The sequence below is a fragment of the Streptosporangium sp. H13245 genome, assembly GCF_055690525.1.
This window is the reverse complement of sequence record NZ_JBSZKT010000011.1, coordinates 116,557-131,260: the sequence shown is the minus strand read 5'-3', so window position 1 is coordinate 131,260 and position 14,704 is coordinate 116,557. Positions and strand designations below refer to the sequence as shown.

At 70.2% G+C, this 14,704-nt stretch carries 12 protein-coding genes; 8 read left to right on the top strand and 4 right to left on the bottom strand.

What is annotated here, in order from left to right:
• The first annotated feature begins 8 nt into the window (after nucleotides 1-8).
• Both ACW9TB_RS19435 and ACW9TB_RS19430 read left to right on the top strand, forming a co-directional pair.
• On the top strand, nucleotides 9-362 hold the full coding sequence (locus ACW9TB_RS19435; protein WP_472749417.1) for a winged helix-turn-helix transcriptional regulator: 354 nt from the start codon (nucleotides 9-11) through the stop codon (nucleotides 360-362).
• Between the two features lie 322 nt (nucleotides 363-684).
• A complete protein-coding gene (locus ACW9TB_RS19430) occupies nucleotides 685-2,550 on the top strand; it encodes a CASTOR/POLLUX-related putative ion channel (RefSeq protein ID WP_472749416.1) in 1,866 nt (621 codons plus the stop codon).
• Between the two features lie 17 nt (nucleotides 2,551-2,567).
• On the opposite strand, the gene ACW9TB_RS19425 is transcribed toward ACW9TB_RS19430, so the two are convergent.
• Both ACW9TB_RS19425 and ACW9TB_RS19420 read right to left on the bottom strand, forming a co-directional pair.
• Nucleotides 2,568-2,705, bottom strand: a complete 138-nt coding sequence (locus tag ACW9TB_RS19425; protein WP_472749415.1) for a hypothetical protein — start codon at nucleotides 2,703-2,705, stop codon at nucleotides 2,568-2,570.
• 96 nt (nucleotides 2,706-2,801) lie between these two features.
• Nucleotides 2,802-3,893 carry an alanine racemase gene (locus ACW9TB_RS19420; protein ID WP_472749414.1) on the bottom strand — a complete coding sequence of 364 codons (1,092 nt, stop codon included), beginning with the start codon at nucleotides 3,891-3,893 and terminating at the stop codon, nucleotides 2,802-2,804.
• Nucleotides 3,894-4,258: 365 nt separating this feature from the next.
• On the opposite strand from ACW9TB_RS19420, the gene ACW9TB_RS19415 reads away from it, so the two are divergent.
• Nucleotides 4,259-4,675, top strand: a complete 417-nt coding sequence (locus ACW9TB_RS19415; RefSeq protein ID WP_472749413.1) for a VOC family protein — start codon at nucleotides 4,259-4,261, stop codon at nucleotides 4,673-4,675.
• Between the two features lie 21 nt (nucleotides 4,676-4,696).
• Here ACW9TB_RS19415 and ACW9TB_RS19410 read toward each other — a convergent pair whose 3' ends face one another.
• A complete protein-coding gene (locus ACW9TB_RS19410) occupies nucleotides 4,697-6,358 on the bottom strand; it encodes an alpha-amylase family protein (protein ID WP_472749412.1) in 1,662 nt (553 codons plus the stop codon).
• Between the two features lie 117 nt (nucleotides 6,359-6,475).
• Here ACW9TB_RS19410 and ACW9TB_RS19405 point away from each other — a divergent pair, with 117 nt between their 5' ends.
• The 5 genes from ACW9TB_RS19405 to ACW9TB_RS19385 all read left to right on the top strand — a co-directional run bounded on the left by ACW9TB_RS19405 (nucleotide 6,476) and on the right by ACW9TB_RS19385 (nucleotide 13,325).
• Entirely contained in the window at nucleotides 6,476-6,862 is a 387-nt protein-coding gene (locus tag ACW9TB_RS19405; protein ID WP_472749411.1) for a hypothetical protein, read from the top strand.
• Nucleotides 6,863-7,079: 217 nt separating this feature from the next.
• Nucleotides 7,080-9,356, top strand: a complete 2,277-nt coding sequence (gene secD, locus ACW9TB_RS19400; protein WP_472749410.1) for a protein translocase subunit SecD — start codon at nucleotides 7,080-7,082, stop codon at nucleotides 9,354-9,356.
• 284 nt (nucleotides 9,357-9,640) lie between these two features.
• The gene (locus ACW9TB_RS19395; RefSeq protein WP_472749409.1) at nucleotides 9,641-9,997 is read left to right on the top strand and encodes a four-helix bundle copper-binding protein; all 357 of its coding nucleotides are present in this window, start codon (nucleotides 9,641-9,643) and stop codon (nucleotides 9,995-9,997) included.
• 730 nt (nucleotides 9,998-10,727) lie between these two features.
• On the top strand, nucleotides 10,728-10,943 hold the full coding sequence (locus ACW9TB_RS19390; protein WP_472749408.1) for an EF-hand domain-containing protein: 216 nt from the start codon (nucleotides 10,728-10,730) through the stop codon (nucleotides 10,941-10,943).
• A gap of 753 nt (nucleotides 10,944-11,696) precedes the next feature.
• Entirely contained in the window at nucleotides 11,697-13,325 is a 1,629-nt protein-coding gene (locus ACW9TB_RS19385; RefSeq protein ID WP_472749407.1) for a tRNA ligase subunit PheS family protein, read from the top strand.
• A gap of 22 nt (nucleotides 13,326-13,347) precedes the next feature.
• Here the strand turns inward: ACW9TB_RS19385 and ACW9TB_RS19380 are convergent, their stop codons facing one another.
• The gene (locus ACW9TB_RS19380) at nucleotides 13,348-14,676 is read right to left on the bottom strand and encodes a hypothetical protein (protein WP_472749406.1); all 1,329 of its coding nucleotides are present in this window, start codon (nucleotides 14,674-14,676) and stop codon (nucleotides 13,348-13,350) included.
• Nucleotides 14,677-14,704 lie beyond the last annotated feature (28 nt).

The window sequence follows — 14,704 nt, the reverse complement described above, 5'->3', positions numbered from 1 at the left end:
ATGGGTCGGTGGAGAAGGCCAAGAAACGGACATTCACCTGCGGGCTCGACGCTGCCATCGCCGTCATGGGAGGCAAGTGGAAGGGGCTGATCCTGTTCGCGCTCCAGGATGGCCCCTTGCGATTCGGGGAGTTGCGGCGCGCGATTCCCGACATCAGCGAGCGGGTGCTGATCCTGCAACTGCGAGAGATGGAGACCACCGGGCTGCTGCATCGGGAGGTGTATCGCCAGGTCCCGCCGAAAGTGGAGTACTCCCTCACCGATTTTGGTCATTCGCTCAACGCCGTGATGGCGCCGCTGGGCGAGTGGGGCGAGGAGCACATCGAGCGCATCGAGGCCATCCCGTGGAGCCAGGTCGGGTGAACCGGACGGATCGGCGGGCCTCGTCACCGCCCGGCCACCCGCCCCTGCCGCGATGTGTCCGGCCGGTGGGGTGATCCGGCCTCGAACAGCGCACGACGACGGCGCCTCGGCTCCGTCGTCGAGACGTTCCACACGAACGAGGAGCGGCTGTGGAGCGGGCTCTCCGGCTGCTCGGCCTCGGCGACGGCCGACGGCTGGCAACTGGCGGCTGCTCGGCCTCGGCGACGGCTGGCAACTGGCGGCTGGCGGCTGGCGACACCCTCGATGATCGGTAATTTTTGTACAATCGTTGACTCTGCTTTACCGACGGGGGAGGAATTCTGTGCCGAGGGCGACGCTCCGAGAACGCCTGCGTTACTGGTTCGACAACACCATGTCACGGGGCACAACCGCGCTGATCGGGTGGCTCGCCGTCATCTCTCTCGGCCTGATCCTGCTGGTCACGGCGCTGAGCCTGTGGCTGACCCCGGACGAGGCCGCGAAGCACAGCGGCGCTCCCGGCATGCTGTGGATGACGCTGATGCGCGCGCTGAGCCCGGGGAAGGTGGCCAGCGACACCGGCAGCGCGCCGTTCGTCGCCCTGATGTTCGTCGCGTCGCTGGGCGGGCTCTTCATCGTCAGCGCCCTGGTCGGCGTCCTGGCCAACGACCTCAAGAGCAGGTTCGAGGAGCTGCGCAAGGGCAGGTCCCGGATCATCGAGACCGGCCACATCGTGATCCTGGGCTGGTCGGAGCAGGTCTTCACGATCGTCGGCGAGCTGGTCCAGGCGCACGCGAGCGACCGCAGGTCGGTCATCACGATCCTCGCCGACAAGGACAAGCTCGCCATGGAGGACGAGATCCGGCAGTTCGCGGGCGAGACCGGCAGGACCCGGCTGGTCTGCCGGACCGGGCGGCCCACCGAGCCGACCGACCTCGACCTGATGAACCTGGCCGGGGCCCGCTCGGTCGTCGTCCTCTCCCCGCAGGGCGAGGACCCCGACGCGCACGTCATCAAGACACTGCTCGCCCTGGCCAAGCGGCCCGGTGGCCACCCGCCGGTGGTGGCCGCCATCGCCGGGAGCTCCAACATGGCCGCCGCGCGTCTCGCGGGCGGCCCGGAGGTCCACCTCGTCGACTCCGACGACACCGCCTCCCGGCTCATCGTGCAGTCGTCACGGCAGTCGGGCATGTCCGTGGTCTGCATGGACCTGCTCAACTTCAGCGACGGGGAGATCTACCTGCGCTCCGACCCCGGCTTCACCGGCATGACGTACGGCGAGGTGCTCCCGGCGTACCAGACCGCCACGGTGATCGGGCTGCGCCGGGACGGCGCGGTCATGCTGAACCCGCTCATGGACACCGTGATCTCCGCCTCCGACGAGATCATCGTGATCGCCCACGACGACTCGATGATCCACCTGGCCGCCGGAATGCCCTCGGCCCGCGAGGAGTCGATCGTCCTGGCCGAGCACACCAGGCCGGGCCCCGAGCGCACCCTGGTCCTCAACTGGAACGGCCGGGGCCGCCAGGTCGTCCGCTACCTCAACGGCTACGTGGCGCCGGGCTCGGTCCTGGACATCGCCTCCGACCACCCCGACGCGGCGATCGGCTTCGAGGCGCTGTCCAACCTCACGGTCAACGTCAAGGACTGCGACACCTCCGACCGCTACGCGCTGGAGTCGCTCGGCCTGGGCCTCTACCAGCACGTGATCGTGCTCTCCGACGACCGCTACAGCCCCGGCCACGCCGACACGCGCACGCTGATGACCCTGCTCCAGCTGCGCGACATGCAGTCCTCACTCGGCGAGCGCTACTCCATCGTCAGCGAGATGCACGACGAGAACAACCGGAGCCTGGCCGAGGTCACCAAGGCCGACGACATCGTGATCAGCGACACGGTGATCGGCCTGCTGCTGGCCCAGCTCGCCGAGAATCGGCACCTGGCCGACGTGTTCGGCCAGCTCTTCGACTCGGGAGGCTCGGAGATCTACCCGCGCCCCGCGGAGCTGTACGTCCGCCCGGGGGCGCCGGTCGACTTCGCCTCGGTGATCGAGTCGGCCCGGCGCCGTGGGGAGACCGCGATCGGCTACCGTCTGGCGGATCGCGTGAACGAGGCCCCTCATTTCGGCGTCGTCCTCAACCCGGACAAATCGCGGTCCCTGCGTCTCGGCCCCGGCGACTCGGTGATCGTTCTGGCCGAGCGCTGACCCGCCGGGGCGGGGTTCTACTGAGGGGCAGTGATCATGAAAGCGAGCCCGAGCAGCACTACGACGGGGATCAGCCAGACCACGGCCTCGATCGCGAACTCCTTGTACACGGTGAGCTTCTCCCTCTTGAGCACGTTGAACACTGCCTGACACATGAAAACGACGATGCGCAGCATATGCGTACCGGAAGGTGTTCCCGTACCCGGGTCGGCGCCCGCGGGCGTCCTCTTCGGCCCTACCGGCTCAGATAGCTATCGGCTCAGATAGTGGAAGCTCGGTTTCGGGTGCATCAGGAAGTCATGGTGGGAGATGTTCCAGGCGTAGGCGCCCGCCATCGTGAACTCCACCAGGTCACCGGGCTTGAGGGCGATGGGGACCCGGCGGGCCAGGGTGTCCTTGGGAGTGCAGAGCTGGCCGACGATCGTGATCGGCTCACCGGCCTCCGTCATGACCAGCGGCTGGTCGTGGCCCTTGGTGGCGGGGGTACGGATGTGGTGGGTCCCGCCCGCCACCACCGCGAACAGCTCGCCGTGGACGCGCTTGACGTCGATGACGCGCGTCACGTACTTCCCGCAGTAGACGGTCAGCGAGCGACCCGGCTCGATCCTGAGCGTCTCACCGGGACGACGGAGCCCGGCCAGGCCCTTGCCGTAGGCCGTCCAGTCGAACCGGTCGGCGGGGTCGGTGTAGGAGACGGCCATGCCCCCGCCGAGGTTGATCTCGGTCACCCCCAGCGTCCGCGCGTAGTCCAGGACGGCCGCCGCCAGCTCCAGCATCCGGGGCGCGTCGAGCCCGCTGGCCAGATGGGCGTGGATCCCGCGCAGCCGTACGGCACTCTGGGGCTCCAGCAGGGCGACGCATTCGGCGATCCCGGCCGGGTCCATCCCGAACGGCGTGGCGCCGCCGCCCATCGCCAGCGAGGCCCCCTCGATCGGGATGTCCAGGTTGACCCGCAGCAGCACGTCCGCCTGGCGGCCCGAGGCGAGCAGGCGGCGCAGCTCGCCGGGACTCTCGACGTGCAGGCGGGTCACGTCGCCGAACAGCTCGGCGTCCGTCTTGCCCGGCCCGCCCAGCGCGACCGGCGTGTCCGGGAAGTGTTCCCGCACGTGCGCGAGCTCGCCCCCCGAGGCGACCTCGAAGCCGTCGACGTACGGGGCGAGCGTCCGCATCAGCCTCGGATCGGGGTTGGCCTTCACCGCGTAGTACAGCTCGACGTCTCCCAGCGCGGCACGGATGTCCTTGACGTGTGCGTCGAGCTCGACCAGGTCGTAGACGTATGCGGGCAACGGCCCGGCCAGAAACGACTCCGAGGTCTGCGGCTGCGCCGCGACTGTGGCTGTCACTGCGTTCTCTCCGATCGTGGCGGTACGTGATGTCAGGCGAGCGGGAAGCGGGTCTCGGCAATCAGCCGGTACGCGGGCGTGACCTCGGCCACCTCCTCGTCCAGGATCTAATCGGTGCGGTGAATATCCAACACGCTTCGCCCTGACGGTTCATCGATACGGGGCCATGTTGGGGAAAAGTCGAGGGCGCGGTGGCCGGGGGACGGTCTTCGGGAGCCGGAGGCGCGGTGGTCGGAAAGACGAGTCGGGAATGCCGGGTGGGGGTGGTCGTGCTGTCGTGGTCGGGATGTCCGCGATCACCATGGGAGCCGTCCTGGCTTCCCCCACGCCTGAGGGCAGGGGTCTCCCGCGTTGAGAGGATTCAGATGACCGTTCGAGAGTTGCGCCTGGTCGTCACCGCCGCCGACTATGACGAGGCGCTGCGCTTCTACCGCGACGTGCTCGGCCTGCCCGAGCGGGCCGCGTACTCCTCGCCCGACGGGCGGGTGACGATCCTGGAGGCGGGCCGGGCCACCCTGGAGATCGCCGACCCGCCGCAGGCGGAGTTCATCGACCGGGTCGAGGTGGGGCGGAGGGTGGCCGGGCACATCCGGGTGGCGTTCGAGGTGGACGACTCGGCCGCCGTCACCGCCGAGCTGTCCGGGGCCGGGGCCACGGTGATCGCCGAACCCGTCCGGACGCCGTGGAACTCGCTCAACTCCCGCCTTGAGGGCCCGGCCGGGCTCCAGCTCACACTCTTCACCGAGCTGGGAGAGGCCACCGAGCCGCAGGACACCCCTTGAGCCCGGCGGCTTCAGGCCAGGTCACCCGCTCTTGGCCGAGGTCTCCTCCGGGGCCGCGTCGGGGATGGAGGCGCGGAGCCAGCGGGTGCCGTACGGCTCCAGCGTGAACTTCACCCGGCCGTCGGCGGGCAGATCGAGGGTGCCGTCCACCAGCAGGTCGACCAGCACCTCGCAGGTGTCGAGCTTTTCGAGGACGAGGTCCACCTTCGCCTCGCGGTCGGCGAAGTTGTGGACGGCGACCACGGTGCCGCCCTCGGCGTCGGCCCGGTGGGCCAGCACGGCCACGTCACCGGCGTCCAGGATCTCGTACGCGCCCCAGGCTAGCTCGGGCGACTCCCGGTAGCGCTCGACCAGGAGCGTGATCCAGCGGAGCAGCGAGTCGGGGTCGCGGCGCTGGTCCGCGACGTTGACGTTGCGCGGGCCGTACTTGCCGGTGGGCGAGGGGACACTGGTCTTCGGGTCGGGTGAGAAGCCGCCCTTGGCCGACCACTGCATCGGGACCCGGACCGCCATCCGGCCCTCGGCCTTCAGGTTCTCGCCGAGGCCGATCTCCTCGCCGTAGAAGAGCACGGGTGTGCCCGGCAGGGAGAACAGCACGCTGTAGGCCAGCTTGAGCCGCCGCAGGTCGCCGCCGAGCATCGGGGGAAGGCGGCGGCGCAGGCCCCGGTCGTACACCTGCATGTTCTTGTCGGGACCGAAGGCGTCGAAGACCTCGTGCTTCTGCGCCTCGGTGAGCTTGTCCAGGGTCAGCTCGTCGTGGTTGCGGACGAACATCGCCCACTGGGAGTCGTCGGGCGGTTCCGGCCGGTCGCGCAGGGCCTCGGCGAGGGCCTCCGGGTTCTGGCGGGCCATCGACAGGTGGAAGCGCTGCATCGCGATGAAGTCGAAGCACATGGTGACCTCGTCGCCGTTCCCGGCGTCACCGAAGAACTTCATCAGGTCCGGGTAGGGCAGGTTGACCTCGCCCAGCAGGATCGAGGTGCCGTCCCTGCGGTTCATGAAGGCGCGCAGGTCGGCGAGGAACTCGTGCGGGTCGCCGCCGATGCCCTCGATCAGGAACGGCACCGCGTCCACCCGGAAGCCGGACAGGCCGAGTTCCATCCAGAAGCCGAGGATGCGCGCGATCTCGTCGCGGACCTGCGGGTTCGCCGTGTTCAGGTCGGGCTGGAACCTGTAGAAGCTGTGGTAGTAGTACTGGCCGGTCTTCTTGTCCAGCTCCCAGAGGCTGTCCTCCTTGTCGGGGAAGACGATCGCCTTGGGATCGACGGGGCCGGGCTCGTCCTGCCAGATGTACCAGTCCCGCTTGGGAGAGTCGCGGCTGGAGCGGGCCTCCTTGAACCAGGGGTGCTCGTCGGAGGTGTGGTTGACCACCAGGTCGGCGATCACCCGCATGCCCCGGTCCCTGGCGGTACGCATGAACTCCACGAAGTCGCCGAGGGTGCCCAGGCGGGGGTCGACCGAGTAGAAGTCGCTGATGTCGTAGCCGTCGTCGCGGCTGGGACTGGGAAAGAACGGCATCAGCCAGATGCAGGTCACCCCGAGCCGGTCCAGGTGGTCGATCTGCTGGGTCAGGCCCCGGAAATCACCGATGCCGTCACCGTTCCCGTCCTTGTAGGTCTCCACGTCCAGGCAGTAGACGACGGCGTTCTTCCACCACAGATCAGCTGTGTAGGTGAGTCGCATGCGTCCGCACTACCCTCCCTTGGCAGGTTTATGAGACAACGCTGACATTGGGCCGGTGGTGGCGAGATCAAGAAGCCTCCGGCACGTTACGGTGGACGGGACGGCCAGGAGGAGATCATGCGACAGCTGAGGCGCGGCGCGCCCTTCGGCTGGCTGCTCGCCCTGCTGCTGCCGCTGCTCGTCTCCGGAGGGTTGAGCGGGGGCGGCGCCGCCGTCCTCCTGCGGCACACCACCGTCGCCCAGACCTCCGGCGAGCACCAGCGGCTGTCCCGCCCGGTCTCCGACGGCGGGCACGGGAACGCCCTCGTCACCGGCCTCTCCGCCGCCGGGATCGGCCTGGGGGGCGGGGGCGGCCATCCGCTCGCGACCCCACCGGCGAACCTCCGGCACCTGTCCCTCGCCACCGGCCGCGACTCGCGCCCGGCCCGCGACGACGACACCCGCCCGCTCGCGGCCCTGCTCGTCAGGCCGGGGCGCGCACCACCCGCCTCCACAACCGGCTGAACCACCCCGGAGCCCCTCCGGGCCTTTCGCCGTACCCGGAGAACGTCTTTCCCGCGCCCGACGGCCACCGAGCCTGAAGGCCGCCTTCTGAAGGTCACCGAGCCTGAAGGCCGCTCGTGTCAGGAAGGCGTTCGCTCCGTACGCGAAGCATGCCGGTGTCCCAGAAAGGTCCCTCCGGTATCCCCCGAGGACAATTCCCCAGCCTGTGGAGGCTTCCATGTCGCGTGCCCCGGTGGTACGCGCGGTGGCGGCGCTCGCCGTCATCGCCACCTCGCTGTTCATCGCCCTGACCATGTCGCCGCGCCTCGGTCTCGACCTGCGCGGCGGCACCCAGCTCGTACTGGAGACCAGAGACTCACCGACCGTCAAGGCCGACGCCGCGGCCACCGACCGCACCCTTGAGGTACTCCGCCGCCGGGCCGACGGCCTGGGTGTGGCGGACGCGCCGCTGGCCCGCTCCGGCGAGCGGCGCATCATCGTGGAACTGCCCGGCGTGCAGGACCCGACCAAGGCCGCCGAGGTCATCGGCAAGACCGCGCAGCTCACCTTCCACCCCGTCCTCGGTGTCCCCGACCCCTCGGCCGGGACCCAGCCGAAGAAGGGCGAGCAGATCCTGCCCGACGAGAGCGGTGGCCCGCTGCACGTCGGACCGGCCGCCCTCACCGGCGACGGCGTCAGCGGCGCCGCGGCGGGGATCGACGCCCAGCAGGGCAGCGGCTGGTTCGTCACCGTCGACTTCCGCGACGGGGGACGCGCGGACTGGGCCAAGCTGACCGGCCAGGCCGCCTGCAACGAGGCGGGCGACCCCAAACGCAGGATCGCCATCGTGCTCGACTCCAAGGTGATCGTCTCACCCCAGGTGAACGAGGGCGTGGCCTGCGACGTCGGCCTGCCCGGCGGCTCCACCCAGATCACCGGCACCTTCACCTCGGAGGAGGCCGCGAACCTGGCCCTGCTGATCAAGGGCGGCTCGCTGCCGGTACCCGTCGAGATCGTCGAGCAGCGGACCGTCGGCCCGACGCTCGGCGCCGCCGCGATCACCGCCAGCGCCCAGGCCGCGGTCATCGGCATCGCGCTCACCGCGCTGTTCATCGTCGTGACCTACCGGCTGGTGGGCCTCATCGCCGCCTTCGCCCTGGCCTGCTACGCGCTGATCTCGTACGCGGCGCTGGTGGGACTCGGCGCCACGCTCACCCTGCCGGGACTGGCGGGCTTCGTCCTGGCGATCGGCATGGCGGTCGACGCCAACGTGCTGGTCTTCGAACGGGCACGGGAGGAGTACGCGGCCGAGCCGGGGTTCAGGGGCGCGCTGGAGAAGGGCTTCCGCAACGCGTGGAGCGCGGTGGCCGACTCCAACATCACCACGCTGCTCGCCGCCGGGCTGCTGTTCTTCCTGGCGTCCGGGCCGGTACGCGGGTTCGGCGTCACGCTGAGCATCGGTGTGATCGCCTCGCTGATCACCGCGATGGTCATCACGCGCGTCCTGGCCCAGTGGGCGGTGAGCCTCCAGGCCGTGTCCTCGCGGCCCCGGCTGACCGGTCTGTCCGACATCGGCCGCGTCCGCACCTGGCTGAACGCGCGCAGGCCGGACCTGATGAGCCGCCGCGCGGTGTACTTCCTGGTCACCTGCGTGCTGGTGGCCGCGTCCGTGGCGGGAGTCGCGGTACGGGGGCTCGACTTCGGCGTGGAGTTCACTGGGGGCCGACTCGTGGAGTACTCCACGAGCACCCCGATGACCGCCGACGCCGCCCGCGAGCTCGTCAGCGGGGCCGGGTTCCCCAACGCGGTGGTGCAGTCCTCCGGCGAGGACATCTCCGTACGGGCCGGTCAGATCAGTCCCGCCGACGTGGTCCGGATCGAGAGCGCGCTGGAGAGCGGGGGCGGGCAGGTCACCAAGGAGCGCGACGAGCTCGTCGGGCCGAGCCTCGGGGACGAGCTGCGCCGCAACGCGCTGATCGCACTGGGTCTCGCGCTCGCCGCGCAGCTCGCCTATCTCGCCTTCCGGTTCCGCTGGACGTTCGGGCTGGCGGCGGTACTGGCCCTGGTCGCCGACGCGGCGATCGTGATCGGCGCGTTCGCGTGGCTGGGCAAGCCGGTGGACGGGGTGTTCCTGGCCGCGATGCTCACCGTGATCGGCTACTCGGTCAACGACAAGGTCGTGGTCTTCGACCGGGTCCGCGAACTGTGGGGAGCACGGCCGAAAGCCTCGTTCGCCGAGGTGACGAACACCGCGATCCTGCAGACCGTTCCCCGTACGGTCAACACCGGCCTGGGCGCGCTGTTCATCCTGGCCGCGCTGGCGGTGCTCGGCGGCGACTCGCTGACCGACTTCGCGGTGGCGCTGCTGATCGGGATCGTCGTCGGCACGCTCTCCTCCGCGCTGGTCGCGGGGCCGCTCGCCATCGAGCTGGAGAGGCGCAGTCCCGGCGCGCCGCCACGGCCCAAGCGGAGGGGACCGTCACCGGCCCGCGAGGGGTCGGGCGCGGTGGTCTGACACCGGTGGTCCGGGGGCGGCCTGGTACCGGCGGCCCGATGACGGCCTGGCATCGGTGATCCAGCGATGACGGTTCGGTGGCTGCGGTCCGGCCACGGTGGTCGGACCGCCCCCACCTTTCCCTACTAACCCTACAAATGATGGGTGAATTTATACACAAAACTATTCTCATCTGCGGCTAAAGCCAGAACTTCTCGGCAGGCAGAGGTGCTTGACAGGGGCAGAACCCTGTTGCGAGATCTTCGGCCGTTGAAGCAGAGCGGTCACGAAAACGGGGAGAAAGCATGAGCCACGCGGTAAAGATGAGCCCTCGGATGCAGAAGTGCATCGATGCGTGCATGGAGAGCCACAGCCGTTGCGAGCAGACCATGACCTACTGCCTCATGCAGGGGGGCCAGTATGCCGACATGGCGATGATGGCTCCGCTCATGGACTGTGCCGACATAACCCGCATCTGCGCGGACATGATGATGCGTCAGTCGCCGATGGCGATGGAGATGGCCGCGATGTGCGCGAAGGTGGCGAGCAAGTGCGCCGAGGCGTGCATGGCCATGGGCAGCGACACGATGATGAAGGAGTGCGCCAACGCGTGCCGGATGTGCGCCGAGGCGTGCCAGGCCATGGCCGGTGCGCGCGCCTGAACCGTCCGGCCGGTCCTCGCCGCTCCGTCCACGTCGGCAGAGGGATGACGTGACGGAACGCGAAACGACGCGGCACCTGAACGCGGAACGCTGAACACGGAACGCTGAACGACGTGAAGGGCTGCGGGACCAAGCGGGACCGAGCGCGACCAAAAGGGGCGCCGCCGATCGAATCGGCGGCGCCCTCGCCACGACCGGAAGCCCCTCGGCGAGGTCCGGGGGGGCCGGGAAGCTTGACGGGCTTCGAAACGACGAGCAGTCCAGCAAGGTCCAGCGCAACCGGGAGCCTCGGCAGGATCCGGTGCGGCCGGAAGCTTCGGCGGGATCCGGGGGCCAGGAAGCGTGGCAGGCTTCGGAACGGCGAGCAGCTCAGCAAAATCCAGACGGCGAGCAGTCCAGCAAGGTCCAGCGCGACCGTGACCCTCGGCTGGATCCGCCACAACCGGAAACCCGGCAGGATCCGGTGCGACCGGGAGCCTCGGCAGGATCCGGTGCGACCGGGAGCCTCGGCGGGATCGGGGGTCGCGCAGGAACCTTGGCGGGCTTCGGAAGCGCGAGAACACTCGGCGAGGTCCGGGACGATCAAGAGCCCGGCGGGACGCGGAACGGCCGTGCACTCCGGCGGCGTCCGGAGTGACTGGAATCCTCCGCTTTCCGTCGGAGGGTGCGCCTCGAATCCCGCTAGTGTGCTTGGCGTCTGATTTCCCTGCTGCCGAAGGCGGATGCAATCGTGGCGGACGACTACGCGACGACTTTCAAGATCGTTGATGTTGACGGTGACGGCCTCATCTCGGTCCCCGAGCTGACGAGGCTCATGGAGGTGCTCGGCCAGCCGATCACCCCGGAGGCGGCCGCGGTGGCCGTCGCCAGGATCGACCAGGACGGTGACGGCCTCATCTCCCTGGAGGAGTTCGCCGGATATCTCGCCCAGACCCGGGCGGGCTGACCTTCCGGCCCCGACCCGGCCACCTGGCTCCGGACTCCGGCCACCCGGCTCGGGCTCTGGGTTCCGGACTCCGGCCACCTGGCCAGGGCTCTGGGCTCTGGCTCCGGACTCCGGAACGGCCGACTAACCGGACCCGATCGAGGCACCCCGCCCACACCCGGGCCGGGCACCCCGATCGGGTCCGGTCCCGCCAACCCCCGTTCCCACCGACCCCATCCGGAACCGGCACCGGCCGACCGCCACTCCCGCCGACCTCGCCCGGAGCCGAAACCGGCACCGGCACCGGCACCGGCACCGGCCGACCAGTGTCCGCGCCCCCGGCCGCCCCCGCCCCCGCCACTCCCCTCTCGGATCGACCGCGCCCCGAATCGGCCGCGCCCCGCCAGCCCCCGAACCGGCCCCGCCCCGTCACCGGCCTGGTGGCGTGTTGACTCACCATTGACCGAGCAATAACTTTGGGTAGTCACACGAGCGCACAGAGTGGCGAAGGCTCGGAATGACGCGTGAGCGCCGATGTTCCCGAACGGGCGTCGCACGCCGATCCCTTTCCAGAAGGTGATCTCGCGTCTCGCGCGTGAGGCCGTCCGGTCGCCACGATCCGCGCTTCCGCTCGCTTCCCGTCACGTCCCGGCCGGAAGGCGATCCGGCGGCCTTCGCCTGACCGCCTCAGGAGCCGGGCCTCCTCGGGGAAACGCGAGAAGCACCCCGTAAAGCCCCATACATCCCCACAGAGGAAGAAGGCAGAAGCAGTTGATGAGGAGCGCATCCAGCGGTCGCGCCGGGAGTGCGCCGCATGACTCGCGTGGGGCCCGGCATCCGGTGACCGTCATGGCCGAGCAGATAACCGACGTCTTCCTCGACCTCGGTTACCGCGTCGCCGAGGGACCCGAGGTCGATGCCGAGTGGTTCGCCTTCGACGCCCTCAACATGGACGACCACCACCCCGCCCGCGCCCCCGAGCACACCTTCTACGTCGAGACCCCCTCGGACCCCGGCCGGAGGTCGGGCCTCGTGCTGCGTACACACACCTCACCCGTGCAGGTGAGGACGATGCTCGGCACGCCCCCTCCCCTTCGCATGATCTGTACGGGCCGCGCCTTCAGGCCCGACGTGGCCGACGCCACCCACAGCCCCGTGTTCAACCAGGTGGAGGGCCTCGCCATCGACCTGGGCCTCACCATGGTCGACCTGAAGAAGACCCTCGACCACTTCGCCGTCTCCATGTTCGGCAGGGGTACGGCGACCCGGCTCCGTACCCGCAGGTTCGCCCACACCGACCCGTCGGCGGAGGTGGACGTGGAGTGCGCGGTCTGCCGTGACACCCCGGAGAAGGCGGGTCCGTGCGGGACCTGCGGCGGCGAGGGGTGGATCGAGTGGGGCAGGTGCGGCATGGTCCATCCCCGGGTGCTGGCCGCCTGCGGCGTCGATCCGCACAGGTACGGCGCCTTCGCCTTCGGCATGGGCGTCGAGCGCACGCTGATGCTCCGGCACGGGCTGAAGGACATGCGTGACGTCGTCGACGGCGACATCCGCTTCCCCCTCGGAATGGACGAGTTCGCCACCGGCAGGTCGCGGCCCAGGCCCCTTCCCCGGGCCACGGCCACGACGCGGGCCGTACCCGCCGCGCGGGCCGTACCCGACATGGAGACCATCCCGCTGGCGCGCGGCCACGGTGCCGGGAGCGTGCGAAGACGGGAGGCCGGTGGAGGACTGACCCGGTCGCAGAACCTGCGGCGGCGGATCGGGCACGCGCTGGCGGGAGCGGGGTACGTCGAGACGCCGGGCTTCCCCTTCGTCTGCGACACCGCGTGGGACGCCTTCGGCCTGGCGCCCGACGACCCGCGCCGGGCCGCGCTGACGCTCACGAACCCGATCAGCCCGCGCGAGCCGTCGCTGCGCACCACGCTTCTCCCCGGGCTGCTGAGGGCGCTGGGGCTCAACCTCGACCGGGGAAACCGCGCCCCGGCGATCTTCGAACAGGGGGCGGTCTTCACCCCCCTCGCGAGCGGCGGCCTCCCGCCGCGCCCCCGGGCGGACCGCCGCCCCACCGACGACCAGCTCGACGCGCTGAACGCCGCCATCCCCGCCCAGCCCCGCCACCTCGCCGCCGCCCTGACCGGTGAGTCGTCGTGGGCCCGCGCGGTCGACGCCGCGCGTACGGCGGCGCACGTCATGGGGGCCGGGCTGGTCACGCGGCCCACCGAGTACGCGCCCTGGCTGCCGGGACGCTGCCTGGAGCTCCTCGTCGGCGAGGCCGTGCTGGGCCACGCGGGCGAGCTGCGCGCCGGTACGGTTCAGGCGCTGGGCCTGCCCCCGGGGACGAGCGCCATGGAGATCGACCTCACGGCCATGGAGCACCTCACCGACCTCGGGAGCGCGTGACTCCCGAGGTGGCCTCGGCGTGTCAGGCGGTCGTGAGATAGATCTGGCCGAAGACCTCGGAGAGCTTCTTGAGGTCGGTGGCCGTGTCCGTCTCGGGGTTGGCCGGGTTGTAGACGGCGGCCAGGCGGCGCTGGATCGGGGTGAGCTTCTTCAACTGGTCCCAGGCGGTCAGCCGGTTCACGGCGCCCTGGGCGTTCTGGACGCTGGTCCACACGTTCACCTGCTGGGCGGCGCCGTCCTTGACGGGCACCGACAGCCGGGAGGCGATCTTGGTGGCGGTCACCTCGCCGACGAGCCCGGTCTCCTCGGCGGCGATCTGGGCCAGGACGTCCCACGACCGGGCGCGGACCTGGATCCACTGGTTGAGGTGGGCCTGCTCGGCGTTGATCTTCCAGGTGTCGTAGCCGCCGTACAGCAGGCCGGTGTCCAGGGAGAGCTGGTCGACGTGGCCCGCGATCAGGGGAGACTCGATCTTCTCGGGAGCGAGCAGCGGGTACCGCTTGCGCATCTCGGCCTTGCAGGCGTCGCTCGCGCCGCAGGCCAGCTCGGGCACCACCGTGTGGATGCCCAGCCGCTTGCCGGGCGCGGCCTGGCGGAGGGCGCCGGAGGCCGCGGCGACGAAGGCGGTGATCTCCGCGTCCGTCTTGAACGTGGTGTTGTAGCCCAGCTGGGAGGTGAACCGGATGCCCGCGACCTCGGGGCGCGCGGCCAGCGCGCCGATGCGCTTGACGGCGGCGTTGAAGGTCTCGGTTCCGGCCTTCCAGTCGTCGGCCAGCTCGGTGTCGATCCAGACCCTCAGCTGTACGGCCTTCGCGGCGGTGATCGCCTGACCGGCGGGAGTCCTGGCCGCGGCGGCGGCGTCGGGGAGCTGGACGTTCGTGGTGCCGGAGGTCGGCGCCGGGGTGGAGGTGCCGGTCTGCTCAGGGCCGGAGACCGTGCCGTCGCCGCCCTCGCCGTGCCCGTCGACCGAGCACGGCTGGCCCGCCTCGCACTCGGGCAGGCCACCGTCGTCGGCCCCCTCGGGGAAGGGCGAGTTCTCGTCGCCCTCGGAACCGCCGTCGGGCGCCTCGGGGCAGAACGACCCGGGAGCCGAGCAGTCGATGAACTTGCCGTCGCTCGGGGTGGCCTCCTTGAGGTTGGCGTTGTCGTCGGCCCCCCAGAAGAGCGCGACCCCGAGGGCCTCGTCCGGCTTGGCCAGCCAGGTGCAGACGACGTAGGCCGGAGTGTCGGGGCCCATCAGGTCGTTACAGCTGCGGGGATCGTCCTGCGAGTACGCGGCCCCGGGTGTCATGACACCGACGAGCGCGAGCGTGGCACCCACGGCGAGAGCCCGGCGCAGTGTAAGTCGCATGTCCTGAACTCCCCAGAAAGCTAGACAA